Genomic DNA, 25,669 nt, shown 5'->3' on the forward strand with positions numbered 1-25,669 from the left:
AAGTACCCCGAGCTCGACGAGCAGATGGTCGGCCGCATCCAGGCGATGCCCGACGAAGACGCCGACCAGCGCGCTCGCGCACTGCGCGCCGGCCTGGCCGACTACGACCTCGACGAAGAGGACGTCAACGTCCTCGAGGGCGGCGAATGGGACCCTGACGCCCTCACCTACGCGCCGGCCCTGCCGGTGCTCGCCATCGTCGGTCGCCCGAACGTCGGCAAGAGCGCCATGGTCAACCGGATCCTCGGGAGGCGCGAGGCCGTCGTCGAAGACAAGCCCGGCGTCACGCGCGACCGCGTCTCGTACAAGGCCGAGTGGGGCGGGCGTCGCTTCACCCTCGTCGACACCGGCGGGTGGGAGCCCGACGCGATCGGCATCGACAAGTCCGTCGCCATGCAGGCCGAGATCGCCGTCGACCTGGCCGACGCCGTGCTGTTCGTCGTCGACGTGAACGTCGGCGCGACCGCCACCGACGAGGCCGTCGTGCGCATGCTGCGCGCCTCGCACAAGCCCGTCATCCTCGTCGCCAACAAGAGCGACGACGCCCGCAAGGACCTCGAGGCCGCATCGCTCTGGTCGCTCGGTCTCGGCGAGCCGTTCCCCGCCTCGGCGGTGCACGGTCGCAACGTCGCCGACCTGCTCGACCTCTGCATGACGAAGCTGCCCGCGGTGTCGACCGTGGCGAAGGAGGAGATCGGCGGGCCCCGCCGCGTCGCGATCCTCGGTCGCCCGAACGTCGGCAAGAGCTCGCTGCTGAACAAGGCGGCCGGCGAAGAGCGCGTCGTCGTCAACGAGCTCGCGGGCACGACCCGCGACCCCGTCGACGAGCAGGTCGAGATCGCCGGGCGCGTGTGGACCTTCGTCGACACCGCCGGCATCCGCAAGCGCGTGCACCTCCAACAGGGTGCCGACTTCTACGCGTCGCTCCGCACCTCGGCCGCGCTCGAGAAGGCGGAGGTGGCCGTCGTCGTCATCGACGTCACCGAGTCGATCTCGACTCAAGACCTGCGGATCATCGACCTGGTGCTCGAGTCGGGCCGTGCGCTCGTGCTCGCGTTCAACAAGTGGGACCTCCTGGACGACGACCGTCGCCGCTACCTCGAGCGCGAGATCGAACAGGACCTCGATCACGTGTCGTGGGCACCGCGCGTCAACATCTCGGCCCGCACCGGTCGCCACCTCGAGAAGCTCGTGCCCGCGCTCGAGCTCGCCCTCGAGTCGTGGGACACCCGCATCCCCACCGGCAAGTTCAACGCCCTGCTCGCCGAGCTCGTCGCCGAGCACCCGCACCCGCTGCGCTCGGGCAAGCAGCCGCGCATCCTGTTCGGCACCCAGGCGGCCAACCGCCCGCCGACCTTCGTGCTCTTCACGACCGGGTTCCTCGACCCGCAGTACCGCCGCTTCATCACGCGCCGCCTGCGCGAGATCTTCGGCTTCGAGGGGACGCCGATCACCGTGAACATGCGGGTGCGCGAGAAGCGCAAGCGCGCGTAGTCGGGCTGGTCGCTCGACGCCAGAAGGTGGACACGACGCCGGGTTTATGCCTGGCGTCGTGTCCACCTTCTGGCGTTGTGGGGCTGTGTGGCGGTGAGAGCGCGGCGATCTGCGGATGCGGAGGATGCCGGGTCGATCTCGCACCGCGCCTCCGGGGCCGTGGCGGACCCTCCCTCCACAGGTGTCGGCCGGGCGGGACGCCTGCACGATGGGCTGACCCCCTCGTTCACCTTGCTAGTGTGATGTGAATCACGTACGGTATGCGAAGCCGTGGGGCGAGGCGGAAGAGGGCGCGAGTGGCGGATCTGCAGGTCGACGAGTCGGCGTTGTCGGGAGTGGCATCGGCCGTGTCGGGGGCACGGGGTGAGATCGGGTTCGACACGGCTCTGACCCGAGGGTCGTCCGACGCGGTGGGGGCCGCCCGGGTGGCCGAGGCGCTCGACGAGACGACGCGGCAGCTCCGTCGTCGTGTCGAGTTCCTGGGTGGGGTGCTCGAGCGCCTGAGTCTGTTCCCCGCGGCGTTCGTGCGTGAGGTGGGGCGGACCGACGAGGCACTCGCGACGGGGGCGTCGGCGGCCGGGGGTGCGGTTCGTGGTGCCTCGTCGAAGGTCGCGGCTGCGGCGGGGGCTGCGGCTGGCAGCGGGGCTGGGGGCCGTCGGTGACCGCGACAGGGGTTCTCGGCGGGACGGGTGCGGGTGCGGGGTCGGGCGCCGGTCCGGGGTCGGGATCGGTGGAGGCGATCGAGCGGGCCGCACGATCGCGATCGCAGAAGGCCGACGACCACGAGCTGGCCGCCTTCCAGCTGAGAGAGGCGGCGTCGTGGGCGGCCGGTTCGTGGCAGGGGCGTTCGGGGCGGGAGTTCGCGGCGGCGACCGCCGACGTCGCCGCCGAGTTGACGGCGCTGGCGGCCGGGCTCGAGCAGCACGCGTCGACCCTGCGGGTCTACGCACGTGCGGTCGAGGCGATCCAAGACCGGCTGCGGGCGTTGGAGGCGCGGCGCACGAAGGCGCACACGTCGCTGATGCTGGGGGAGGCCCGGGTCGAGGCGATCACGCGCGAGGCAGCCGAGCTGGCGGTGGCCGATCCGACCGGGGTCACCGCGGCGGTCGACTTCCGGGCGGGCGAGAGGTCGACGCTGCAGCGTCGTATCGACGACGACCAGCGCGAGCTGCGAGCCGTCGAGCGTGCCGTCGTCGAGTTGGAGCACGAGCGGGCGGCGGCCGATCGTCGATGCATCGACGAGCTGACGGACCCGGTCTCGATCGGTCGATTGCCGGCGATAGGCGAGGCGGCGGTCGCGACCCCGTCGGCCGAGCAGCTGCTGGCGCTGCTGGGCGGGCTGTCGCGGACGGACCTGGCTCTGCTGCTCGACGACCACCCCGAGCTGGTCGACAAGGCGTTTCGGGCCGACCCCGAGCGGGTGCGAGCATGGTGGGACGAGCTCGGTCGCACCGGTCCGCCGGACGACGACGGGCTGACCCGTGATCAGGCGGCGCTGGTGGTGGGGGCGCCCATGGTGGTCGGGTCGCTCGACGGTCTGCCGCCGTCGGCGCGGGTGCTCGCGAACCGGGTGAACGCCGGACGTCGTCGCGACGAGCTCGAGGCGATGATGGCCTCCGGGGGACCACCTGGCACCCGGTTCACCGCCGACGAGATCGCGGCGATGACGCGCGAGCAGGCCTATCTCGCGGGGGCCGTGGCCGAGCCTCCCGTCGTGCAGCTGTATCTCTTCGACCCGGCCGCCGATCGGATCATCGAGATGATCGGCGAGTTCGGCCCCGAGACCACGACGATCATCACCTACGTGCCGGGCACGGGGACGACGCTGGACTCGTTCTACCGCGACCCACGTGGCGTCCAGCAGGTGGGGGACTGGTTCGCCGCGCGTGACGGACGGACGGTCACGTTCGTCGCGAAGGACGGTCGATTCCCCCAGACGATCCCCGAGGCGAACGTGCCGGTCCTGGCAGAGCCCGCCGCCGCTCGTCTCGTCGGCCTGCAGAACGGACTCCGGCAGTCCTACGACCCCTCGCTCGTCAGCGAGGCGGGCATCGGGCACAGCTGGGGCCTGGCGAACGTGACGTCGTCGGAGGTGGCAGGCGCCCACTACGACCACGTGGTGTCCCTGGCCGGCGCGGGCATGCCGAGCACCTGGCAGCCCCGCGAGGGGACGACCTACACGGACTACCGCTACCTCGACTTCCTGCAGGTCGCGCAGTGGTCGGGTCAGGTGTGGAGCGGCAGGAACCCCGGCAACCACTGGGCGTTCGACAGCGAGGGACTCCTCAAGGGTCCGGATGATGCGGAACTCGCTCTGACGACGTCACTCGAACGGAAGATGGAGATCTTGGTGGAGAACCACTCGCTCATCGCGCAGAACAATGCCCGGAATCTGCAAGCACTCGAGCGGATCGAGCGGCTGGTGACGCGGTGAGGATGACGTCCGCACTCGTGCCGTCGGTCGTTCTCGCTGCAGCTCTCGTCCTCTGCGGATGCTCGACGGAGAAGGAGGAGCAGAAGGAGGAGCGGCTGGAGATGACGGAGCCGATCGCAGGAGTCGCCCTGGCGGAGGCGAAGGAACAGACGCAGGAGACGGCTCTGGAGGTGGCGAAGGTCATTCCGCAGCCTCTCGTCGCGTCAGTGGTGCAGAACCCGAAGGGCAGCATCCTCACCTCCGCCGACGGGACCCATCACTGGGCCGGGCATCTGGACATCGCCTTCACCGGGCCTGTCGACGCGGAGCCGTACTTCGAGACGGCGGTCGACGACTGGGGAGGCCGTGACGGTTGGACTGCCGAACGCGATCAGATGCCCGACGGCTCCCCGCAGCTGGTGATCACCGGACCGGGAGGATCCGTGTATCTCCTGTCCGTTGCCCTGGACCGTCGGTCGGCGCACCTCTCCACCATGTCGCCGAGCGCGGACATCGAGCCCGGCGAGGTCAGAGGGCCGAGCTACTGAGCGTGATCCACCGCCGATCCCGAGCAGTCGGAGCGCGAGGAGGGCTCGGGTAGGGCAGCATTGTCTCTCGTGAGACGCGTGGGCGAGGTGCGAAGGTGACGGGCGCTGGGCTGTGGCACCGCGCCTCCTCGGTGACCAGGCTGTCGGCGGCCGCCGACCGGGTGTGGCAGCGGCTGCAGCTCGACCGGTTCGCGGGCGGGCGGCACGCGGGGTACGTCATCCACGAGGACATGCGCGAGCACCCGCGCACCGTCCGCAGCTTCGGGGGCATCCGGTGGCTGCTGTTCGGCGAGACGGTCGTCGGGTTGACCGCGATCTTCATCGCGGCGGTCCTCGCCAGCCGGGGCGAGCACGTCCCGTGGGCGGTGTGGTTCCGGTCGACCGTCGTCCTGTTCATCACCGCCTCGCTCTACGTCTTCGCCTGGCGCGCCCAGCTCGGCTACTACTGGGCGTACGCACGACTCAGGCTCTTCAGCCGCATCTTCCCGATCGTGACCCTGATCGTCGCGACCATCCCCGGGCTCTACCCCGGCTGGATGGTCGTCGAGCAGATCGTGTTCTCGCTGCTGATGATCGGCATCGGCGATCTGCTCACCAGCGATCACATGCGGGCCGCGTTCCCCAAGCCGGTGCGGCCCGCGGTGTCGTCGAGGCGATGACCGCGCTGGGCGCTCGTGCTCCGATGAACCGCGTTCGCGAAGTTGAACTGCGATAGATCGCGGTTCATCTTCGCGAACGCGGTTCATGAGGCGGCCGAGCGGGTCGGCTGGCGCGAGGGGGGCCGGCTAGCGCCAGCGGCGCAACGCCACTCGCTGCACCACGTTCAGCACGGTGTCGCTCAGCGTCCCGAGCAGCGCCAGCAGCAGGATCGCCAGGTAGATGCGATCGACGCGACCGTTCGACTGCGACTCCGTCAGCAGGAACCCGAGCCCCATCGACGAGGCGATCAGCTCCGCCGCGACCAGGAACAACCACGCCTGCGCGAGCGCGAGCCGCAGCCCTGACACCAGCGACGGGATCACCGCCGGCAGCTGCACCCGCGTGAACAGCGACACCCGACGCAGCCCGTAGGCGCGCCCCGCCTCGACGAGGTGCGGGTCGACGTGCCGCAGCGACCCGGCGACGGTCGTGAAGACCGGGAACGCCGCGCCGATCGCGATCAGCGTCACTTTCGAGTCCTCGCCGATGCCGAGGTACAGGATCAGCAGCGGCACCCACGCGAGCGACGGCACCGCGCGCACCGCGGCGATCGACGGCGCCAGCACGGCCTCGCCGACCCGTGACAGCCCGACGACGGCGCCGAGCACGAGTCCGATCAGCGAACCGACGGCGAAGCCGATCAGCACCCGCTGCACCGAGATCGCGACGTACTGCCCGAGCTGCCCGGTGCCGGCGAGCTGCACGCCGGCCGTCCAGACGTCGAGCGGCGACGGCACGCGATAGCTCGGCACGCCTCCGACGCTGGTGGCGAGGAGCCAGGCGGCGAGCACGGCGACGGGCAACAGCACCCCGAGCAGTGCCAGGGGGAGGCGTCGGCGACGGGAGGGGGCCGAGGAGGTGCGCCGCGCCTCCTCGGGGACTCCTGCGGTCGAAGGGACGGTCGCGTCGCGGACGGCCTGACGGGCGTCGGCCTCGCGGGTGCTGCCGGAGACGAGATCGGTCACGACGGGTCGGCCTCCTCGGCGAAGGAGGGCTCGAAGAGCGAGTCGAGGGCGTCGTCGACGGTGTCTTGCGACGCGACGTCGCCGGTCTCGACGAGGATCGGCGCGACGACCTCGAGGACGGCGCGCTGGTCGTCGCCGGGCACGGGGTCGACGTCGAAGTGGGTGCGCTCGAGCACGCTCGTGGCGACGGCGGGGTCGATGCCGGCGACGTCGGCGAGGATGCTCGCGGTCTCGTCGGGGTTGTCCTCCGCCCAGGCGCGGGCCTTCTCGTAGGCGTCGACGACGACCTGGGCGACGTCGGGCGACTCGTCGATGAACGACTCGGTCGCGTTGAGGAACCCGTACGTGTTGAAGTCGACGTTGCGGTAGATCAGCTTCGTGTCCGACTCGGCCTCGCTGGCGGCCATGATCGGGTCGAGGCCCGACCAGGCGTCGACGCTGCCGTTCTCGAGGGCGGCACGTCCGTCGGCGTGCTGGAGGTTCTCGATGGTGACGTCGTCGGCGCTGAGTCCGGCCTCGTCGAGCGCCTGCAGCAGGAAGAAGTACGGATCGGTGCCGGTCGTGGCCGCGATCGTCTTGCCCTCGAGGTCGTCGACGTCGGTGATGTCGCTGTCTTCGGGGACGACGAGGGCCGACCATTCGGGCTGCGAGTAGATGTCGATGGTGTGGATGGGCGAGCCGTTCGAGCGGGCGAGCAGAGCGGCGGAACCGGCGGTGGAGGCGACGTCGACGGCCCCGGCGCGCAGCAGCTCGTTGGCCTTGTTGCTGCCGGCCGACTGGGTCCAGGTGACCTCGACGTCGTCGCCCAGCGCCTCCTCGATGAAGCCCTGGTCTTTGACGATCAGGCTGAGGGGGTTGTAGGTCGCGAAGTCGATGTTCAGGGTGTCGGTGGACCACTCGCCGCTGGTGCTGCTGCCTGCGGCGGCATCGGAGTCGGTGCCCGCGCCGGCCGCGTCGCCCTGGGCGTCTTCGCCGGCGACGCAGCCGGTGAGGGCGAGCGCGGTCGCGGCGGTGAGGGCGAGGGCGCCTGCCCAGGAGGTGCGGGTGCGGCGGGTGAAGGAGGTGCGGGTCGTCATCGTTTCGTCTCCGTGCTGTCGGGGGCGGTGCAGTTCGTGGGGAGTGGCGGTTACGCGTGCATGCGTAGTAGCTAGTGCGGGGTGGCGGGGGCGGCGCGGGGGGTGCGGACTACGCCGAGCTCGGCGAGCAGGTCGTGGCGGAGGGTGGCGAGGGCGGGGTCGTCGCGATCGCGGCGGCCGAGGCCGGCTCCGGGGACGTCGACTATGCGGCGGATGCTGGTGGGGCGGGCTCCCTCGGGAGCTGGCACCGCGCCTCCTCGGCTGGTGGGGTGGGCGGTGTCGGGGGCTGGCGCCGCGCCTCCTCGGGGCCGGTCGGGGGTGGCGTCGGCCGCGGCGAGGTCGTCGAGGAGGACGATGCGGTCGGCGAGGTAGAGGGCCTCGTCGACGTCGTGGGTGACGAGCACGACGGTGGTCGGCAGCGCGTCGTGCACATCGAGCAGGAGGTCCTGCATGCGGAGGCGGGTGAGGGCGTCGAGGGCTCCGAACGGCTCGTCGAGCAGCAGGATGGTCGGTTCGCGGGCCAGGGCGCGGGCGAGGGAGGTGCGCTGGGCCATGCCTCCGGAGACCTGGCGGGGGCGGTGCCCTCCGACGCTGCCGAGCTGGACGAGGTCGAGCAGCTCGGTGATGCGGGCGCGGTTCTCGTCTTTGGTGGGCTTGCTGCCGTCGGTCTTGCGCTGGGGGAGGCCGAGGGCGACGTTGTCGCGGAGGGTGCGCCAGGGCAGGAGGCGCGGCTCCTGGAACGCGATCGCGCACCGCTGGTCACCGGGCCGGCTGGGGGAGTCGCCGATGACGACGCTGCCGCTGTCGGGCACGTCGAGTCCGCCGATCTGGCGCAGCAGCGTCGACTTGCCGCAGCCGCTCGGCCCGAGCACGGCGACGATCTCGCCGGCCGCGACCTCGAGATCGACCCCGCGCAGCACGTCGCGCGCGAACCGTCGCCCGACACCGCGGACCGAGATCGGCAGGGCGCGGGAGGCGGTGGTCGCGGTGGTGGGCATGACCTGACGGTAGGTGCGGTGCGGGAGTCGGCGCTTGGTTGGCGTAACGCGGCGCAACGTGGGGTGGGTGGTGGCGGTGTGTTGACGTGGGCCGGGTTGTAGTAGATGGCGTCGTGCCGAGGAGCGTGTGTCGGGCTCGCTCGAGGGGCTGCGACTCGTTCGCGTCTCGCGTGGCGCGAACCGCCTCGACGATCCGCTATGCTGGTCAGGTTGCCTCGGTCGGGGCAACACCAAGAAATCGGTTGCTCAGCAACAGTTTTCTCGGGCTGTGGCGCAGCTTGGTAGCGCACTTGACTGGGGGTCAAGGGGTCGCAGGTTCAAATCCTGTCAGCCCGACCAATGATGCGAGTAATGCTTGCTAAGGCCGTGTGACAATCGAGGCACAGCCACTCGCATTTCTGCTCCCGCTGTCAGGGGATGGTGGGTACTGATCGCGCGGACGCTGCACTTCTGTGGTGCCTCCGATGTCCAAATAACCGGGGCTCCCGCGCCTGTGGGTTAGCTGGCGAAGTTGCGAAGTGTGCCCCGTAGCAGTAGAGGACCGCTGGCACGTTCTGATACGAGCGCCAACTAGAGCTGGGGACAGTCCACTGCCTGACTTCATCGGGGCGGCCTCGCCGGCGCGGGACACCAGCTATGTCGGACGCTGCTCCTACTGTTGAGGTAACGGCCCGTGGAATCTGCGGTGAACCGCCGTATTCTGCTTCGTGCCTCACCTCAGGGGCAGAAGCAAAATTGAACGATATCTCGGATTTCAAGGAGAACGCGCAAAATGGTAGGCCAACCTCCCTCGTTCAGGTTTGTTGACTTGTTTGCTGGGCTCGGAGGTTTTCACGTCGCGCTCGCGGAACTCGGTGGCCAGGGCGTATTCGCGGCGGAGTGGGAGTCAGGCCTCAACGCTCTCTATAAAACGAATTTTGGTGTCGCCCCATGGTCGGACGTAAACCAACTTGACACGGATGAGGTGATTGCCGAACAAGTCCCACACCATGAAGTTCTCACAGCCGGCTTTCCGTGTCAGCCGTTCTCTAAGTCAGGTGCTCAGCAAGGATTTGAGGACACGCTCCAAGGTCATCTATTTTTCAAAGTACATGATATTTTGCGCGTGAAGCGTCCTAGTCGATTCGTCTTGGAAAATGTCGCAAATATTTTAAAACATGATGGTGGTTCGACATTAGCGACCATCCTTAGGATGCTTGTCGATCTTGGCTACGAGGTCGATGTTAAAAAATTGTCGCCGCATCAGTTCGGTATTCCGCAGGTTCGCGAACGGGCGTATTTTGTTGGCTCCCTTTCATCAGAGGGAGGACTGAGTGGATTCAAGTGGCCAGTTGAGGGCCAAGAGATAACGACCATTTCTACTGCACTAGATCCGGATGCTCGTCCTGTCCGTGAGGTACCTCCTCGGACTCAGATGGCGATCAACATGTGGAGTGACTTTCTGCAACGTGCACCGAAGAACGTAAAACTTCCATCTTTTCCAATTTGGTCAATGGAATTCCGGGCGAATTATCCCTTTGAGGAGATGACGCCACCTCGAGCTTGGTCGGAGGGATCTTCAGACGAACTCTATAACTTTAGTGGTTCGTTCGGTTGGCCGCTTCGAGGACTTGATATCGCTGAGCAAAAAGAAATCATTCCAAGCCACTCGCGACGTGAAGGCAGTCTTGTATTCCCTCAGTGGAAGCGCGCCTTCATTCGGCAGAACCGAGATTTCTATCGTGACAACGATGCCTGGATCGATCCGTGGCTGGCTAAGTGGAAGCCGTGGACATACCCTTCTAGCTTCCAGAAGTTCGAATGGAATGCTCAAGGTGGCGTCAGAGATATAGATGACTATGTGATGCAAGTTCGAGCATCAGGAATCCGAGTGAAGCGGCCAACAACGGCGCCTGCGTTGATTGCTATGACGCAGACACAGGTTCCAATCTTAGGATCTAATATTTCAGGTACGGGTGCACGGCGCTACATGACACCTGGCGAATGCGCAAGGCTGCAAAGCCTTGGAGGAATTACTCTTCCCGCTAATGACTCTGAGGCGTACAAGGCTTTGGGCAACGCCGTGAACGCGATGGTCGTCCGAAAGATTGCAGAGACTCTCGTCAAGGATCTCGTTGCAGGCGAGAGCCGGGTGAAGATTGTGTCGTCGGATGTCGGGATGACGTGCAATGCTGCATAGAGGCAACTTACGACAGCATCTGGGAGGAACCCAAAATGACTCACGAATCTCCTGAGACTCTCGAGGATGGGCCCGACGAAAGTTTGCGCGGCCAAGCGCAGGATCGAGTTGCTGAAGCTCTCTCCGAACTATCGGACGTAAGTGATTGTCCCGAGGGGGTTCAAGCGTGCGCTAGCTTTACGCCCGCCGACGTCGACTTCGAGTCCGACGCTTGGATTTCAAGGCTAGTCGATGTCCAGGGCTGGCTGCACTTCGATGATGATCTCTCGGACAACGACCGCGAAGCATTTATTTTTAGTATCGCTAGAAGTCTCAGTTTTGCTCCAGTCACAGGAGGCGTTGAAGAGGAGAATGGAGTTGCGAGGCTGACTGGCGATGCCATGGAGCGCCTCGCCGCGCGAGCTGAAGTGGCCACCCGGCTTAAAGATGAGTTTCTAGCGGAACTTACTGCCGTGGGCGGTACTTACGCGTCCGGAACTGCGACGTGGGTGAGTCGTTGGGAAACTGAAGGTGATGACGAAGATGTCACGCCGGCTGAACCTGTAACTGCGAAAGCTGACGTCTGGCATATTTTTCAATTGACCAAGAAAAAACTGAACCTGACGCCGTCATATCAGCGGGGAGACGTGTGGCGAACTGGGGATCGGCAGAAGCTCATTGAGTCGATTCTTCGTGGCATTCCATTGCCTTCCATCATATTGCTCCGTAAGGCTGGTGCGGAACCCGACGATGTTGTCGATGGTAAGCAGCGACTGACGGCTATTTTACGCTTCGTAGGCAAACATCCCGCAGCCGTAGCGAGAGTAGCTGAGGCTGACAAATCAAATCCAGAGGCTGGATTTCTCGATAAATTTCAAAATGATTATCCAAAATTCCGCACGGCATGGAAAGCGTATATGGGTGAGCCGCTCACCACCAAGTTGGAAGATGATTACTATTTTCCTTTTCGTCTTCGCGACGACAAAAGCGGAGTGCTGGTCGGGAAAGACTTAGAGCGATTGCGTGGCAAGTATTACACGCAAATTAAGGGCCATACGATTCAAGTAGCCGACCAAGAAGTGACGGTCGAGGAATTATTTGAAGGCGCTCCAGACTATAAAGTACCTGTCATTGAATATACAAAGGCTAGCCAGCGTCAGATTCATGAAGTTTTCAATCTGTATAACAAGCAAGGCATGCACTTAAATGCTGAGGAGATACGTAATGCGGTCTTTCATGATGTAGAACTGACTCGCGCCATCCTCGTGGCCGCAGGTGACGCAAGTGCTAGCGCGCAAGTCGCAGACATCGCGCCTTCGCTCGTGCAAGTATCTGGTATTGGGGAACTTGGAAAGACTCTTGCTGACTACGGATTCGGCGAAGCCCGCTATCGCCGCACCAAGGTGCTTGGATGGATCATAGCGGCGCTTGTAAACGATTCGGGGAGCAAGCTGCTTCCCTCAACTGCACGACACACTGATGACCTGTTAAAGCGGGTACAGGATGATCCTTCACATCCGCTGCGCAAGACAGCAATTCTCGCTGACCTGTTCATTCTTGTTTCAAAAGCGGCCAGTCTGCACGCAGCTTACGATGAGCTTTGGCCAGAGAGATTCCGGGGGGATGGGAAGAGCGGCCGATGGCAAGATCTTCAATTGGTCGGGACACTACTCGGAGTTGCTATTGCCACGGCGTATGCGCCATTGACTGTAGAAGACCAACTCGAGGCGCATGCCGAAGGGATTCGGGAGGCTGCGCTTAGCCGGTGGACGCGTCCTTCCAAGACTCAAACCCGTACGCAATGGGACTTCATTGCCCGTATCGCCGCGGGTGTCGTTGAGGAGCTTGGAATAGATATTTCTCTGGCCTCGGAGCAAATTCGTTCCAATTATGGTTCTTCCGGCGTCGAGTCTCTCCTGGCAAGTCGTATTTTGCCGAAGGGCGTGTGACTGAACCATGGAACAAGTGCACTTCGACGGGCCGTCCAAATCGGAAAGCACGTGGTGGGACCGCTATTCTGCCGCGCTGCATCAGATGACGTCGACCGCACGTGGCGTACTTGAGGCTGATTGTACGTACATTGTCGACCGGGGCTTATTGGGTGGCGGTCATCCGGGTACGGATACGTGGCCCAAAGACAGAGCACGCACCGGGCTTGTTTTAGGGTCAGTGCAATCGGGTAAAACAGCCTCAATGTTCGGGGTAACTGCGCTCGCGCTCGATCAGGGTATTGACATAGTTGTCATACTTGCGGGTACACGTCTATCCCTTTGGCGTCAAACCTACGAGCGTTTAGTTGAGCAGTTAGACGCGGGCGAGGAGGGCGTAGAAAAATCGCGGCGTCGAATGTTGTCTCCGAGCCCCGATTCTGTAACGTCCGGCAATTCTGGCTCGCTTGACAAGATGTACAAATTGCCTTCTGCGCAAGTCAGGCGCAAATTGACCCGTGGTTTACCGTTAGTGATTGTCGCGATGAAGCAGACGGATCACTTGTATGCCCTTGGCCGTGAACTAAGGCAGAGCGTCTTCGGGGAAGTTGAGCAGCTCGGTCGTCCCGTGCACATGCTCGTTCTTGACGATGAGGCCGATGATGGATCCGTGCTTGATGCGGTCGTGGAACAGGCTCAAGACCCGCTGACGCCTACCCTCAAGCAGATTCCTCGTGCGATTGCCGACCTGTGGGAGCCGCGATCCAGCAGTGCACCGAATAACCTTTTCGCATCATACATTGGGTACACAGCTACTCCTCAGGCTAATTTGCTGCAAGAAGACCACAATCCTTTGGCTCCGCGAGATTTTGTCATCTCACTCAGGACACCTCTGGATGTGGGCCAACAAGTCGATCACGACAATCTAGATGCCCTTCGCTCGTCCACGTATGCAGAACCGACTGGCCTTACGAACTTTTACACTGGGGGTGAGGTCTATTACGAGCGTGGAGCGGGTGCTGGGCTTTGCGTCGAAACGTCGGAGGCGGCCGACGGGGATCTCGCTGATTCTATCCGGGCTTTCCTCATCGCTGGGGCTATAAGATTGCATTGGGCTTCGACGTCCACGTCAGGTGTAATCGGGCCGCATTCGGTAAGATCCTTGGATTTCTCCTCTCGAAAAGACTTAGAAGTCATTTCGCCGCCCGCTCACTCAATGCTGTTGCACCCGGCAGCTGACATCGGTGCTCACTTCGCGGCGGCCGAAGACGTTCTTCTATGGGCTGGCGTTCTAGACCGCGCCGTGGCACGGGACATGATCGAATCGGGCGATGCACGCCTCCCGAGTCAACTGGTTGCGAAGATGTACGCTGAGGAGTCCTTGTGGGAGGCATGGATCGATCGTTACACATCGTCGTCAGCGGCTATTTCCTTAGAATTTAATGTCATGAATCCACGGTCGATTCCTGATTGGTCGACAGTGCGTGGCATATTGGAAGCGGAAATTATCCCGGGCACGCGCGTATCCGTTGTGAACAGCGACCCGAGTGCCGACGATCGACCCGAGTACAAGCCGATTCTCAACCAATCGACCGGGAAATGGCACGCTGCGCGCGACCTCTCGACAATATTCGTGTCCGGCAACGTGATGGCCCGAGGGCTTACCCTCGAGGGCATGACTACGGCTTTGTTCCGCCGCAACTCCGCAAGCCCCGTTGCTGACACGCAAATGCAGATGCAACGCTGGTTTGGCTACAGAGGCGAATATATTGCTCTATGTCGCATGTTTGCCGGAAAGCAACAGATTGAATTATTTCGCTCGTACCATCACGTAGATGAGGCATTGCGTGAAGGGGTTGCGGCAAAGATGGCTGAGGGTGCTGCGCCTTCCCCGGTGGTTTTGCATGGCATGGGATTTCTTGCCACAGCAAAGATTGCCAATATCGGCCGTTTGCCGCTTTGTCCAGGTTCGAGGCCTTTCGTTAGATTGATCAACGATGGACAGCGCGTCGACCCAAATGCGCAACTGGTCGCTAATCTCTTCGCCGCAGCATCTTCTGACGTTAACGTTGGGAGCGTGACGCGCGGACGCGCTTTGGACCGGACGCTTTCCCTCTCCGAGGCGGCAGACCTACTTCAGAGCTTATCGTTTGACTCTTACGCCCCTGGCCAGGAAAGTCGGTTGGCGGAGTTGTGGCAGGAGATTCAAGTGCGTGTGGACGGTGTGGTAAAGCTCCCTGCCGGCATGAATTTTTACAATGCCCCAGAGCGCCCGAGTGGGCCGACTTCCGAGGCGCGGTTTGAGGACCCATATTCCATTGCTGCTTATCTTCGCTTGTGGGAGGCGTGCCTTACGCGCCCTGTTCGTGGTCTCTTCGTCGCGGGGGTGCCCTCCGGGCGATGGTCCATGGCTAACCTGGCGGCCAAGCAACTTCACCAGCCGCGGTTTTCCGTTGGCATCCGTTACGGTGATGGCGAGAGTGTGACAGGCGATGCGTTACCTGGTCTCGGGTTTGCAATTCGGGCCACTCGAAAGGGCCTCAATGCCAAAGGCGACCTCAGCACGACTTGGGGTACGAACGACCCAAGCGCGGGTATGTTGGACTACCGCGGCGACGAGTTCTTCGACTACTACCATCGCCACGAGTCTCTTCCGGCGACAGCGGGAACAAGCTCGTGGCGACCGCAGGGGTCGCATGGCCAAATTCTGTTTTACTTCAACAAGCGGCTAGACCAACCTCATCCGGCAGTCGCCGTCGGCGTTTGCATACCAGCTGGCGGACCCGAGCAGTTCGCCGCCACGCGAGCAGGTTCGCTGATCGACACCTCGGAAATGTCTAATGACGAGTTATGAGGATGTCCGGCAGCGCATAGAGCGCCTTCCGGTGTCGCGGCAAGTGGGATCTCGAACGGTCGAATGGATGACCTCCGCCGCCGTCATAGGAGTCGCACGGGACGTCGATGGCAAAGTCGAGATGTTTCTTAGAGGTATCGAAGTAAGGCCCCTTTCCAGTTCTGTTAAGGAAGCGTCGGAATATCGGACGGTTTACAGGGATGACGGTTCCTCTTTTGAGGCCACCCGACTCGTTTTGCCGGCTCTTTCACACTTCGATCAGGTGGCTGCATTCGTCTGTGTTGAACTACTGAGGAATGGTGCGGATAGTGACCTCGGTCGAGCTTTCACCCTAACTGAGCCAATTATTCGACTAGCCATGGAGAAACTTACGTTGTCTAATGAGGCCCTACTGGGCCTCGCAGGTGAACTTCTTCTTCTCGAAGTATTGTGTCGCCAGGCAGCCGATGCTCGCGTCTTGGACATCGTTAGTGGTTGGCATGGTTGGAGACGATCGGCACGAGATTTCGTGCTTGATGACACCGGCATTGAAGTGAAGACAACCACTGGCTTTACGTCATCACATCATGTCGAAGGAGTGCACCAAGTTGAGCGCGAACAAGGGGGCGATGAAGCCCGCTTCTTACTTGTAAGTATCGGGTTGCAGCATGCCGGCATCGATACGGACAACGCTTTCACGGTGCCGAGTCTTGTAGAGCGAATTAAGACTCGCATGGCAAGCGTTGGAGTGTCGTCACTCGTTATTGATCAATTCATTGCGCGAATTGCGGAGTATGGTGCCGTTTCCTGGAATGGATACGATCACAACACCCAATCGTCAGAGTCGGGATACAATATCCCATATCAGACAATGTTTTTTCGTGCGTATGACATGGATAGTTCGGACATAGGTGTCCTGAGAAGTGAAGATGTTGAGAAACACAGACATGTCGTCGATGGTTCTGTGCGTTTTCGAGTAAATCTTTCATTTCATGGAGCGGTCAGTGTAGACAACCCTGTGGAGGGTGCGAATCAGGTTGCCTATCTCATACTCAATAACTGACTCGCGATCCCTCATGCGGTAAAGCGTGGGGCTTTTTGGGTGGCGGTACGTATTGCTCCTTTGACGAAGTGGCCCTGCAACTCCACGCGGGTGCCCGTACTTTCTATGTCCCGATACCAGGTGGACGTCAGGCCAAGCCTCGATTTGCGCACCCGCGCGGACATCGTCTTCACGAGACAGAAGATTGCCGTCTTCATCGACGGCTGCTTCGGGCAGGGGTGTCCGGTGCACGCCACGCGACCGAAGCGCAATTCCGACTACTGGGTGCCCAAGCTCCAGCGCAATGCGGAATGCGACCTCGAGACGACCACCAGGCTCAAAGCGCTCGGATGGACGGTGCTGCGGTTCTGGGAACACGAGGAAGTCGACACAACCGTGGAGACCATAGCGACTTGGAGACCGCGGACCGAGTAGCTGCTGCAACCCGATGGCGGCAACTCGTCGTCGATGTGCGTGCACCCCTTGACCCTGCCCCGAGGTCACGGTCTCTACTGGGTACACGCCGGCACATCAGCCGGCGCGATCGAGAGGAGCCCACCCGTCGCCTGGAGCATCCGCGAGCTGCCCAGTAGCGGGTACGACTGTGAAGTCGGTGCGTTATTACCACCCGCTGGGGTTGCTCGACGAGCCCAAACGGCTCGGTAACGGTTACAAGCAGTACGAGGTGCGACACCTGGTGCGCCTCCTGCAGATCGCCCGGCTGACCGAGCTGGGCGTTCCGTTGGCCCAGATCGAAGCGATCGTCTCGACCAACGACGACCCTCAGGGTGCCCTGCGCACCATCGACGCCGAACTCGCCGCCACGATCGAACGGTTGCAACGGATTCGGCGCGAACTGGCGGCCATCCTGCAGCACGGGACCAGCGCCTCCTTGCCCGAGGGGTTCGCCGAAGCGGGGCGCGACCTGAGTGCTGCGGATCAGTCGCTCCTCCTCATCTCGCGTCTTCGACGCCGACGCGATGCGCGACCTGCGACAGATGCTCGTCGACACCCCGCGCATCGCCGCCGACATCGCCCTCGACGAGCTGCCGGACGACGCCGATCGCGCCACCCGGGGCCGTCTCAACGAGCAGTACGCGCCCGTGCTCGCCGCGATGGTCGAGAAGTATCCGTGGTTGAACGATCCGGGGTCTCGGGCGCGATCGATGTCTGCGCGGGTACCGGCGTCACGTCCACACTCAGCGAAGTTCGGAGAGGCTCATGATCAGCAGCTCCTCATCGAGAACTGATTTGGTGATCTCTTTCGAGGCTCCTGCCTGGCGTAACGACTGCATCAACCCCGCTGCGATGCGACGTCGTCCTCCAGGCGTTTTCAAACCCGCGTAGCCGACGTATCCTGTTGCCTTCCCTAGCGAGTACAGCGTTGCCATCCGTATTTCTTTTATTCTGGCGCCACGAGCGACATTCCTAGCTTTCATCTGCTTCTCGAGCGCTCCAGCGCTGACGTTCGATCGCGTCGGTACGGCGAGCAGCCGAACGTGTGATAGTCCGCCGAGCCCCGCCGGGTCTTTCGGAAACACGTGGTCGACGTGGTTGGGTACCTCGTCAATGTTGCTATCTGGCCAGTAAAATTTTATGAAGCGTGCGTACACGGATCGATAGTCACGACGATCAGGCGCTATCCATAGTTCAGGGGACCATGCGACCTTGTCAGGTTTCCAGACGAAGACTTCGTCTTCGGGTTCGTTGTCAAAAGGTACGACCTGACCGTCGCGCCGCCGCGTCCGCTTTCCGTTCCGGCCGAGAATGTTGTCCACACTCGCGACACCAATCCACGCTGAGTTCGCAGGCCTGTCGACCAGTTGCGCCATGAAGGTAAGGTGCTGCTCTTTCATCCACGTGGGCCAGGAGGCGACCGGCACAATGCTCTTAGGCATGTCCTCACTGTAGATGCAGGCGACAAGCGGGAGCGCCAACTTCCCGCAGATCGCATTTTTTCGCCCGTCCTGACGGTATGACACTGCAACCGCTTACGTGAGCATCAAGATCGTGTGAGTCGGTGTCTGGTGGTGAGTTACCAGCTATCGGCTTCCCACTTCGCTCGCGTACGCGCGTCCAGGCCTCGTATCGGAGGGGTCGTTCTGGACTCGTACGAACACTTCTCGTCAGTCATGTGATGCCTCTGTGATTGCCGTGGTCCGCGGCACCGAAGAGGAGAGGATTCACGACCCGGGTGTTGACGAGGAGATTGTCGGGAGAATGCTGGCTTGGCCTCGCTTGGCCTGGATTGGCAAATGACCTGATTCTCGATGGTAGGGGGGATTTAACTTCAGATCGCCGGCTCGAAGGACGGGACCAGCTGGCAGTGGTGGGAGACGGCATCATCCATCTCCCACCTGTTGGCTACATGCGCTTGCAGTTTCCGGAGAGCGGCCATTTGTTGGTTCCGGCTCGCTTGTTCCCTGCTGGCACTCAGGTGACGCGACGATCCGCGGCGGCTGTCTTGCTCTTGCCTCTCATCACCTTCGGCATCTGATCGATCGTGTGGTGCGCGAAGACCCGAGGTGAAGTCAACCGCGCCGGTTCTGCTGCGATGACCACCTGGTGGCTGCTGTGCCCGTTCGGCGCTTTCTGGTACTTCTGGTCGCTCGCTAAGGGCATCAACGCCGTCACGGGCCTCGGCACAGGTGGTAACTACGCGCCCATGCTCTTCCTCGGAAACATCGGCCAAGCCATCCTGCAGGCACGAATGAATGGCCTTGATGCCACGGCGATGACCGCACCTCCCGTTCCTGTCGTCGCCTGACCAGAAGGGCGGCCTCCTTACTGCTTCGACGTCGCGAGAATGACGTTGGCGCTACGCAGTTCGGCCGATTCGGGACGCGTGTCGTCGGATCCCAGCGTGCTTTGTCCCCTGAAGCGTGTTCTGCCCGCCCCTTGGCGCCGCGAGGCTACGCCGGGGTTGCCAAGACCGAGACGACCGCCTCGAGCGCCGCCGGCGTGGTCGTCGCGTGCACGCTGAGGCGCACGCGGTCGTCTCCGTGCAGTGTGGCGGTCACTCCGGCGGACTCGAGCCGGGTGCCGACGGACGCGGTTGAGCCGGCAGGGATGCCCGCCACGACGATGCCGGCACGCTGCTCACGCGCCGTCGGCGACAGCACCGGCACACCGGCGGCACCCAGCCGCGCGATCAGCGCACCCGCCGTATCGGCGATCCGCGACGCGATGACGTCGACGCCGACCGACTCCACCTGCTCCAACGCCGTCGCCAGCGCACCCGACGCGAACGGCGAACCGTTCGTCACCGACAGGCGCTGCGCTCCGGGCAACGGCGCGTGCGGCACTCCGTCCTAGCGGGAGGCGCCCTCGACGCCCGTCGAGTCAGCCGGCAGCGGCCGCAGACGCACCAACGCCCTCGGTGACAACGCCAAGAACCCGGTGCCCAGCCGACCCGAAGCCACTTTCGACCGCCGACCACCAGCGCGTCGGCCAGCGTCTAGTCAAGATCGACCATGCCGAAGTCCTGGATCCCATCGAATACCAGTAGCTGATCGCCTACCGCCTACCGCCTATCGCCTATCGCCTACCGCCTACCGCCTCCCGCAGCCCGGCGAGATCCGCGACAGCACCGTGCGGAAGTCCACCGCAATCACAGCCACCGTGTTCGGCCCGACCGCCGCCGCCACGCGCTCGGACGTCACCGGTGCGAGGGGCCGCCCCGCGATCGGCGGGAGGGTGCGCACCGTGGTGAGCTCCGCCTCCTCGGCTCTCCACCAGGTGTAGAGGTTCGACGGAAACTCCGCACTGCTGACCAGCACCTCGCCCCGCGGCAGACCGACCGCCACCTGCATCAGCCCCGGGGAGGTGCTGCTCGCCAAGGCCACCCCACCGCGCTCTAACCGCGAGAGCGCGAAACGGACAGGCCGGCGGACGGCGCCGTCGAGAATCGTTACTCGAGCGTGTGGTCTGTTCGACGACGGCTGTTAGCGTTCGGTAATGGCATCTACTAAGGCCCAAGACGCAGTCCGCACTTTCGTGCGCGAACGTGAGTGGGGTCAATTCCATTCGGAGGACAACCTCTCGAGGAGTATCGCCATCGAGGCGGGCGAGCTTCTGGAGTGCTTCCAATGGGGGCCTGATTTCGACCCCGCACGTGTCCAGGGTGAGCTGGCGGACGTTCTGACATACTGCCTCCTCCTGGCTGATCGGCTCGGGGTGGACCCGGATCAGATAGTGCTCGACAAGCTCGAGGTGACGCGGCGGAAGTACCCGGTGGAGAAGGCCCGAGGACGAAGCGAGAAATATGACGCCCTCTGAGATCGTGCCTTTGGCCTTCGACAAGGAGTCGGTGGATGTCTGGGGCCTTCTCGACCCGAGGCACAGGGACTGGCCCGTCGTGTACGTGCTCGACCAGACGAGTGCGTCGAAGTCGGGTCGGCACCCGGAAGAACGACTCCGTGACATCTACGTCGGGGAGACCCGCAACGCCGTCGCCCGGCTCAGACAGCACCTCGCCAATCCCGAGAAGCGCCAGCTGGACAGCATCCGCGTCATAGTCGACGAGACCTTCAACAAGTCGGCTTGCCTCGACCTTGAGTCGCGCCTCATCCAGCTGCTCTCCGCCGACGGCTCGTACAGCGTTCTGAATCGCAACGACGGGATCACCGCCGCTAACTACTACGACCGGGTTCGCTACCGCTCCGTCTTCGACGACGTCGTCACCCGTCTCCGCGCGGACGGTGTCTTCACGAGGCCCATCCCCGAGATCGAGAACAGCGACCTCTTCAAGCTCTCGCCATTCAAGGCCCTGACGCAAGATCAAGCAGCGGCCGTCGAGGACATCCTCGAGGGGCTCTTCGACGACATCCGCGAGGGGGCTGGGGCCACCCTCGTGATCGAAGGTCAGCCTGGGACCGGCAAGACCGTCGTGGCCGTCTATCTGCTAAAGCTGCTCATGGACATCGTCGCGCATCCGTCTGCTGAGGAGATCGACGGTGACTCGCTGTTCTCGGACTTCTTCCTCGGTGACTACGCCGAGATGCTCGCAGGTCTGCGCGTCGGGATGGTCATCCCGCAGCAGTCGCTTCGGGACTCGATCAAGAAGGTCTTCCGCAAGACCCCCGGCCTCAGCCCGAGCATGGTGATGACCCCGTTCGACGTCGGGCAGTCGGACGAGGAGTGGGATCTCCTCATCGTCGACGAAGCTCATCGTCTGAACCAGCGGGCGAACCAGTCCACGGGTGTTCTGAACAAGAAGTTCCCCGAGATCAACACGCGACTGTTCGGTATCGACGATCTGTCCAAGACGCAGCTGGACTGGATCGTCGCGAAGAGCCGCCATCAGATCCTGCTGGTGGACGTGGCTCAGAGTGTGAGGCCGGCGGACCTCTCGAACGAGACCGTGGGGGCTCTCCTGCGGACGGCTCGCTCTGAGGGGCGTCACAACGGGCTGTCGACGCAGATGCGGGTGCAGGCGGGCGCTGACTTCGTGGGGTACGTCCGACGAGTCCTGCGTATCGACGGTCGGACACTGCAGGTCGGCCAACCTGCTCCTCAGCAGTTCGACGGTTACGACCTCCGCATGTTCGACGATCTGGGGGAGATGCATCGCGAGATCCGAGCACGAGACGCGGAGAGCGGACTGGCTCGTCTCGTCGCCGGTTACGCCTGGAAGTGGGTGTCGAAGAAGGACCCCACGGCTGCAGACATCGAGATCGATGGCGTCAGTCTGCGCTGGAACGGGACGACGAAGGACTGGATCTCGTCGAAGAACGCGCTCGAGGAGGTCGGCTCCATCCACACGGTTCAGGGCTACGACCTGAACTACGCAGGCGTCATCATCGGGGGCGATCTTCGTTACGACGCGGCGACGGGTCAGATGTTCGTCGATCGGAAGCTCGTACTTCGACGTCAAGGGCGTAGAGAACAACAAGCAGCTCGGACGGCGGTACACCGACGACGAAGTCCGGCAGTTCGTCCTCAACATCTATGGCGTCCTGCTCACTCGGGGGATCCGGGGGACCTACGTCTACGTCGTCGACCCGGCGCTCCGTGAGTATCTGACGTTTTTTCTAGCACCGAGCCGTGGGGCTGTGGGACCGAACGCGACTTAGTCTCGCGGCGTTCTGTCCGTCCATGTCACGACAGGTAGGTACATCGCCTCGCAGGAGAAGCCGAAGTGACCTCCACCGCGTGCCGAAGAACTTCCTCGTTGTGGGGTCAGTCCCCGTGAGATCGATCTGCGTTCGGCGATGTCTACGCTGACCAGATGTCGTGGGCTTCCAGCGAAGGAACTCGGCGAGCGATGCTGTCGAACGGACGCCGGGACACGAATCCCGAGTTGGCGGTTCGCCGGGCCCTGCACCCGACAGGATTTCGCTATCGCGTGGATTTCAGACCGAGCCTCGAGTTGCGCACCCGCGCGGACATCGTCTTCGCGAGACAGAAGATCGCCGTCTTCATCGACGGCTGCTTCTGGCACGGGTGTCCGGTGCACGCCACACCACCTAAGTGCAACTCCGACTATTGGGTGCCCAAGCTCCAGCGCAATGCGGAGCGCGACCTCGAGACGACCCCCAGACTCGAAGCGCTCGGATGGACGGTGCTGCGGTTCTGGGAACGCGAGGAAGTGCTACCGATTGTCGATGGGATCGCGAAGGCGTAGAGGGCGCTCAGTTGACGGTGCCTCAAGTTACCCGTCACCCGAGAATCTACCTGGCGCCGTAATGAACCCCAGGGCCCAATTGTCGAATCGGGACACCCCAGCCCCATCGCGGTGAGTGCAAGGAACGACCCTGGGCTCGGGGTGGAAGCTCAAGAACTGAGCTGAGTCGACACAGCCGCCGTGCTGCACGGTTCTGCGACCTTCGCAAACGGTTCTATTCATGTGCGAGCGTCGCGAAAGGTTGACTAAAGAGAACGAGACGCTGCGCTTTCCCGCCTCTGAAGATGACCGGACCCCTTGAAATGGCAGGCACGCTCGGTCACATCCTGATCAGGCTTCAGCAGGCACCATGCAGTCCTCGTCATAGAGCGTGTGTTCCTTCCGGGCCATCAGGGCGACATCGATGATGGTCATCGTTGGGAGTGGTAACGCGCCAGTTGCGGCTGTGCGCAGCATCTTGTACGGCGAAAGCCAGATCACACAGTCCGCTCCGGACTGCGCGACCACGTCTGCGAATGCGGAATCGGCGAACCAGAAGTGCGGCCTTCCCCATTCCCCCGGCCCAGTCTTGCCCGCGGCTTCGAAATATGCCGTGGACTCGTCTAGAACGAGAAACGCGAGGTCGTAGCCAGGCCGTTCGGCGCGGTACGCGTCTGCGTTCTGTCCATGCTTCGAAACCGTGCGCGTGAAATGGCTTACGTATGCCCTGTAGTTATGGTCCTGGTCTGTCGGGAGGCCACTACTCACCAATGCGATGAGCTTCGCTTCTGGGTAAGTTTCGAGCCCCAGGGCCTCTAGCTCTCGCAGCACATCGCTCTCACGAGCCCGCGTTTTGTCTTTCTTTCCGGGCCGAGGATGGTCATCCACCCGCATGACTTCAATCAGGAGCGAGCCCTGGGCATCCTCAAAATCGGGGCGCTCCCGCTGGTCGAGGCCATTCTTTCGCAGGCTCGCCAGGAAGCGGTCCGAGGTATCGCTCTTCTCCGGGTAGAAGCAAACGTCCGAGTCGTCGACGTCTGAGGCGAGGTCGACGATGTCCTGCTCGTCCTTATAAAGAGGTTTCATGCGACTGTCGTACTCGTACTCGTACTCGTACTCGTACTCGTACTCCCTCGATCTCTGCAATTCTCGTCCGGATGTTTATTCGCCTGGTGCCGAAGGCTGCTAGTTACCTTGCCTAGAGGGTGAGCCACCTGCGGGAGCAGGCATGGCCCAGGCGCAGATAATTCTTCCGTATGACCTAACGCCGGGCCGAGCGTGACCCTCTTGGACTCCGCGTTGTCAGCATCAGGTCTGCCCGGACTGCCCTCGTCGGTGACGACGCTCAAATAACGAGGTAGGGGCAGTAAGGCGAACGAGAGGTTGCCGCCAGCGAACGCGTTGGGCGTTGAAGAGGCTGCCGCAACAAAGCCACTCAGGGTTCATGCTGGAGCCAAGAGCACCTTTTCAGAGGAAGGTAGCCGGGTGGAGCTAGTTGGTCCAGGTCGTCGTTTCGTACTCGAATCCACTCGTCGCATCCATGACGATCTGCGCTGGGTCGGCAACGTTAAAGCGCTACGACGTAGCTCGTGGATGCCCCGGGAAGGATCGTCGTCATGGGAGCGCCGGAGAGTCCACCTTCCGTGTCGAAGACTTCGGAAGCCTCTTGACTCGCAGATGATGCCGTCAGGAAGGTCAGGGCGGGGTCATATCCTTCGTCACCGGTGTTCGTGATGGTCACCGTGAACTTCACGTTATTGGGCTGAGACCCAGTCGCGGCGTATTCGCTTGGGGTGAACGCTTCGGGCTTGCTGATGCCCAGCGTGAGCCCCTCGAACGTGGCGGTCTCGCCGAACGTGAATGTTGTCTTCGCTGCTTCCGTCGCCTCCGCGGCCTCGGCCGGTGCGGCTGACTGCACATCGCTCATGGCAGGTGCGGCCTCATCGCTCGTCCCTGTTGCGGGGCTACCGGAGCACCCGGCGAGCGTAAAACCGATGATCGAAGCAGTTGCGAGGGCGGTTGTGAACTTCGTGGCGCGGGGCATAGTAATCTTCCGAATCGGGTGTTGGGGTCGAGTAATCGTCAGGAATCTACAGAACATTTCTCGTCCGGATACTGCCGAGTATCAAATCGTTATGAAAGCTCATGTTCTCTTGTCTTCGGCACCCCTGCTCGAGCCAGTGTCGGGGGCAGGCCGGCAGAAAGAGTCAGAACGACTCAAGAGTGTTAGGAGTCGACGGAACGACCAGGCCGATCGCCAGCGCCGCGACTGCCCGTATCGCGACGACGGCCGGGCTGCTCGCCGGGTGTGCACCCGGCTCCGAGTCGGCACCGGGCACATCTGACCGATCCGATGTGAGCGAGTTCCCCGTCAACCACCACGGCCCGACACTCGCCGCCATGACCACCGACGACGGGGTCGAGGTCTGGGACCTCGCTGTGCCGCCGAGCGATGAGGCCTTCGGCATCGACACGAGCGACGGCTCGCCGTCGGGAGTGCAGGCGGGCGCAGACCGCTCGTCAGGCGGCGGCGGTCGCCTGGTGCGGTTCCCCGCTGCCCGGAGGCGAGAGCGTCGACGCACGCGCGGACGAGGTGACGATCCACCTCGACGACTCGCCCGAGGGCGTCGACGACCTGACCACCGGGGGGGTCCACGTGCCGAAGGGACGCACGTTCGGGTCGCGCGTCGACGCTCCCGCCGTCGAAAGGCGGACGCCGGCGTGGCCGCCTACCAGGGGGCACTCGAGGCGGCCGGCGTTCCGAGGGACAGCGTGAGTGAACTTCAGCAGAAGATCGCCTCCGAGCCGACGGGCAGGCCGGGCGACAACCCCCAGCGGACCGCCGTCAGCGCCCCCCTCCCGCGAGCGCAGGGGATGGGATTCGGGGCCAGCTCGCCCTTCAGGCCAGTCG

The 25,669-nt window shown here is 63.1% G+C and carries 23 protein-coding genes, 1 tRNA gene and 1 pseudogene; 17 read left to right on the forward strand and 8 right to left on the reverse strand.

The window, feature by feature from the left end; all coding sequences use genetic code 11:
• Positions 1-45 precede the first annotated feature (45 nt).
• The 5 genes from der (at position 46) to ACZZY9_RS00115 (ending at position 5,114) form a co-directional block, all read left to right on the forward strand.
• Positions 46-1,494, forward strand: coding sequence for a ribosome biogenesis GTPase Der (der, locus tag ACZZY9_RS00095; protein WP_371740743.1), 1,449 nt, complete (start codon positions 46-48; stop codon positions 1,492-1,494).
• 296 nt (positions 1,495-1,790) lie between these two features.
• Entirely contained in the window at positions 1,791-2,156 is a 366-nt protein-coding gene (locus ACZZY9_RS00100; RefSeq protein WP_463462514.1) for a hypothetical protein, read from the forward strand.
• Positions 2,153-3,928, forward strand: a complete 1,776-nt coding sequence (locus tag ACZZY9_RS00105; protein WP_463462515.1) for a hypothetical protein — start codon at positions 2,153-2,155, stop codon at positions 3,926-3,928. Before ACZZY9_RS00100 ends, ACZZY9_RS00105 begins: the two co-directional genes overlap by 4 nt.
• A 2-nt stretch (positions 3,929-3,930) precedes the next feature.
• Positions 3,931-4,455 carry a hypothetical protein gene (locus ACZZY9_RS00110; protein ID WP_463462516.1) on the forward strand — a complete coding sequence of 175 codons (525 nt, stop codon included), beginning with the start codon at positions 3,931-3,933 and terminating at the stop codon, positions 4,453-4,455.
• Between the two features lie 95 nt (positions 4,456-4,550).
• Positions 4,551-5,114: a hypothetical protein gene (locus tag ACZZY9_RS00115; RefSeq protein ID WP_463462517.1), complete on the forward strand. Its 564-nt coding sequence runs from the start codon at positions 4,551-4,553 to the stop codon at positions 5,112-5,114.
• A gap of 126 nt (positions 5,115-5,240) precedes the next feature.
• Here ACZZY9_RS00115 and ACZZY9_RS00120 read toward each other — a convergent pair whose 3' ends face one another.
• From ACZZY9_RS00120 to ACZZY9_RS00130, 3 genes are all read right to left on the reverse strand, one after another.
• Positions 5,241-6,119, reverse strand: coding sequence for an ABC transporter permease (locus ACZZY9_RS00120; RefSeq protein ID WP_463462518.1), 879 nt, complete (start codon positions 6,117-6,119; stop codon positions 5,241-5,243).
• Positions 6,116-7,195, reverse strand: coding sequence for an aliphatic sulfonate ABC transporter substrate-binding protein (locus ACZZY9_RS00125; protein ID WP_463462519.1), 1,080 nt, complete (start codon positions 7,193-7,195; stop codon positions 6,116-6,118). Before ACZZY9_RS00125 ends, ACZZY9_RS00120 begins: the two co-directional genes overlap by 4 nt.
• Before the next feature lie 71 nt (positions 7,196-7,266).
• The gene (locus tag ACZZY9_RS00130; RefSeq protein ID WP_463462520.1) at positions 7,267-8,193 is read right to left on the reverse strand and encodes an ABC transporter ATP-binding protein; all 927 of its coding nucleotides are present in this window, start codon (positions 8,191-8,193) and stop codon (positions 7,267-7,269) included.
• Between the two features lie 262 nt (positions 8,194-8,455).
• On the opposite strand from ACZZY9_RS00130, the gene ACZZY9_RS00135 reads away from it, so the two are divergent.
• The 7 genes from ACZZY9_RS00135 (at position 8,456) to ACZZY9_RS00165 (ending at position 17,379) form a co-directional block, all read left to right on the forward strand.
• Positions 8,456-8,532: transfer RNA gene (locus ACZZY9_RS00135), tRNA-Pro, on the forward strand.
• 433 nt (positions 8,533-8,965) lie between these two features.
• Positions 8,966-10,372: a DNA (cytosine-5-)-methyltransferase gene (gene dcm, locus ACZZY9_RS00140; protein ID WP_463462521.1), complete on the forward strand. Its 1,407-nt coding sequence runs from the start codon at positions 8,966-8,968 to the stop codon at positions 10,370-10,372.
• A 35-nt stretch (positions 10,373-10,407) separates the two neighbouring features.
• Complete coding sequence (locus ACZZY9_RS00145) at positions 10,408-12,300, forward strand: GmrSD restriction endonuclease domain-containing protein (RefSeq protein WP_463462522.1); 1,893 nt, start codon at positions 10,408-10,410, stop codon at positions 12,298-12,300.
• Between the two features lie 220 nt (positions 12,301-12,520).
• Positions 12,521-15,133 (forward strand): Z1 domain-containing protein, encoded by a 2,613-nt coding sequence (locus ACZZY9_RS00150; protein WP_463462523.1) that lies wholly within the window; start codon positions 12,521-12,523, stop codon positions 15,131-15,133.
• Positions 15,134-15,200: 67 nt separating this feature from the next.
• Positions 15,201-16,175, forward strand: coding sequence for a PD-(D/E)XK motif protein (locus tag ACZZY9_RS00155; protein ID WP_463462524.1), 975 nt, complete (start codon positions 15,201-15,203; stop codon positions 16,173-16,175).
• Between the two features lie 105 nt (positions 16,176-16,280).
• Positions 16,281-16,589, forward strand: coding sequence for a DUF559 domain-containing protein (locus ACZZY9_RS00160; protein ID WP_463462525.1), 309 nt, complete (start codon positions 16,281-16,283; stop codon positions 16,587-16,589).
• A 169-nt stretch (positions 16,590-16,758) separates the two neighbouring features.
• A complete protein-coding gene (locus ACZZY9_RS00165) occupies positions 16,759-17,379 on the forward strand; it encodes a helix-turn-helix domain-containing protein (RefSeq protein WP_463462526.1) in 621 nt (206 codons plus the stop codon).
• Here the strand turns inward: ACZZY9_RS00165 and ACZZY9_RS00170 are convergent.
• On the reverse strand, positions 17,354-18,052 hold the full coding sequence (locus ACZZY9_RS00170) for a hypothetical protein (RefSeq protein ID WP_463462527.1): 699 nt from the start codon (positions 18,050-18,052) through the stop codon (positions 17,354-17,356). The genes ACZZY9_RS00165 and ACZZY9_RS00170 overlap by 26 nt on opposite strands.
• 656 nt (positions 18,053-18,708) lie before the next feature.
• On the opposite strand from ACZZY9_RS00170, the gene ACZZY9_RS00175 reads away from it, so the two are divergent.
• Positions 18,709-18,921, forward strand: coding sequence for a hypothetical protein (locus ACZZY9_RS00175; protein ID WP_463462528.1), 213 nt, complete (start codon positions 18,709-18,711; stop codon positions 18,919-18,921).
• Between the two features lie 145 nt (positions 18,922-19,066).
• On the opposite strand, the gene ACZZY9_RS00180 is transcribed toward ACZZY9_RS00175, so the two are convergent.
• Together ACZZY9_RS00180 and ACZZY9_RS00185 are read right to left on the reverse strand one after the other, a co-directional pair.
• Positions 19,067-19,420, reverse strand: coding sequence for a hypothetical protein (locus tag ACZZY9_RS00180; protein ID WP_463462529.1), 354 nt, complete (start codon positions 19,418-19,420; stop codon positions 19,067-19,069).
• 285 nt (positions 19,421-19,705) lie between these two features.
• Complete coding sequence (locus ACZZY9_RS00185) at positions 19,706-19,993, reverse strand: hypothetical protein (RefSeq protein ID WP_463462530.1); 288 nt, start codon at positions 19,991-19,993, stop codon at positions 19,706-19,708.
• A gap of 118 nt (positions 19,994-20,111) precedes the next feature.
• Between ACZZY9_RS00185 and ACZZY9_RS00190 the strand changes: the two genes are divergently transcribed.
• The 4 genes and pseudogenes from ACZZY9_RS00190 (at position 20,112) to ACZZY9_RS00205 (ending at position 22,779) form a co-directional block, all read left to right on the forward strand.
• Positions 20,112-20,432, forward strand: a complete 321-nt coding sequence (locus ACZZY9_RS00190) for a nucleotide pyrophosphohydrolase (protein WP_463462531.1) — start codon at positions 20,112-20,114, stop codon at positions 20,430-20,432.
• Positions 20,419-21,912: pseudogene (locus ACZZY9_RS00195) on the forward strand (DNA/RNA helicase domain-containing protein); the annotation flags it as partial. The gene ACZZY9_RS00190 and the pseudogene ACZZY9_RS00195, both read left to right, overlap by 14 nt.
• Before the next feature lie 91 nt (positions 21,913-22,003).
• Positions 22,004-22,228, forward strand: coding sequence for a DNA/RNA helicase domain-containing protein (locus ACZZY9_RS00200; protein WP_463464613.1), 225 nt, complete (start codon positions 22,004-22,006; stop codon positions 22,226-22,228).
• A 155-nt stretch (positions 22,229-22,383) separates the two neighbouring features.
• Positions 22,384-22,779, forward strand: a complete 396-nt coding sequence (locus ACZZY9_RS00205; protein WP_463462532.1) for a very short patch repair endonuclease — start codon at positions 22,384-22,386, stop codon at positions 22,777-22,779.
• 330 nt (positions 22,780-23,109) lie between these two features.
• Here the strand turns inward: ACZZY9_RS00205 and ACZZY9_RS00210 are convergent, their stop codons facing one another.
• Positions 23,110-23,844 carry a hypothetical protein gene (locus ACZZY9_RS00210; RefSeq protein WP_463462533.1) on the reverse strand — a complete coding sequence of 245 codons (735 nt, stop codon included), beginning with the start codon at positions 23,842-23,844 and terminating at the stop codon, positions 23,110-23,112.
• Between the two features lie 481 nt (positions 23,845-24,325).
• Positions 24,326-24,685: a hypothetical protein gene (locus tag ACZZY9_RS00215; RefSeq protein WP_463462534.1), complete on the reverse strand. Its 360-nt coding sequence runs from the start codon at positions 24,683-24,685 to the stop codon at positions 24,326-24,328.
• Positions 24,686-25,669: the final 984 nt, after the last annotated feature.

This window comes from Frigoribacterium sp. AC394 (genome assembly GCF_979258095.1).

Bases quoted from the DNA above. Each gene is read 5' to 3' on its own strand.
- der (WP_371740743.1), top strand. From the start codon at position 46: ATGCCCGACGAAGACGCCGACCAGCGCGCTCGCGCACTGCGCGCCGGC.
- ACZZY9_RS00110 (WP_463462516.1), top strand. From the start codon at position 3,931: ATGACGTCCGCACTCGTGCCGTCGGTCGTTCTCGCTGCAGCTCTCGTC.
- ACZZY9_RS00125 (WP_463462519.1), bottom strand. From the start codon at position 7,195: ATGACGACCCGCACCTCCTTCACCCGCCGCACCCGCACCTCCTGGGCA.
- ACZZY9_RS00130 (WP_463462520.1), bottom strand. From the start codon at position 8,193: ATGCCCACCACCGCGACCACCGCCTCCCGCGCCCTGCCGATCTCGGTC.
- dcm (WP_463462521.1), top strand. From the start codon at position 8,966: ATGGTAGGCCAACCTCCCTCGTTCAGGTTTGTTGACTTGTTTGCTGGG.
- ACZZY9_RS00145 (WP_463462522.1), top strand. From the start codon at position 10,408: ATGACTCACGAATCTCCTGAGACTCTCGAGGATGGGCCCGACGAAAGT.
- ACZZY9_RS00155 (WP_463462524.1), top strand. From the start codon at position 15,201: ATGACCTCCGCCGCCGTCATAGGAGTCGCACGGGACGTCGATGGCAAA.
- ACZZY9_RS00160 (WP_463462525.1), top strand. From the start codon at position 16,281: ATGTCCCGATACCAGGTGGACGTCAGGCCAAGCCTCGATTTGCGCACC.
- ACZZY9_RS00170 (WP_463462527.1), bottom strand. From the start codon at position 18,052: ATGCCTAAGAGCATTGTGCCGGTCGCCTCCTGGCCCACGTGGATGAAA.
- ACZZY9_RS00175 (WP_463462528.1), top strand. From the start codon at position 18,709: ATGACCACCTGGTGGCTGCTGTGCCCGTTCGGCGCTTTCTGGTACTTC.
- ACZZY9_RS00190 (WP_463462531.1), top strand. From the start codon at position 20,112: ATGGCATCTACTAAGGCCCAAGACGCAGTCCGCACTTTCGTGCGCGAA.
- ACZZY9_RS00205 (WP_463462532.1), top strand. From the start codon at position 22,384: ATGTCGTGGGCTTCCAGCGAAGGAACTCGGCGAGCGATGCTGTCGAAC.
- ACZZY9_RS00210 (WP_463462533.1), bottom strand. From the start codon at position 23,844: ATGAAACCTCTTTATAAGGACGAGCAGGACATCGTCGACCTCGCCTCA.
- ACZZY9_RS00215 (WP_463462534.1), bottom strand. From the start codon at position 24,685: ATGAGCGATGTGCAGTCAGCCGCACCGGCCGAGGCCGCGGAGGCGACG.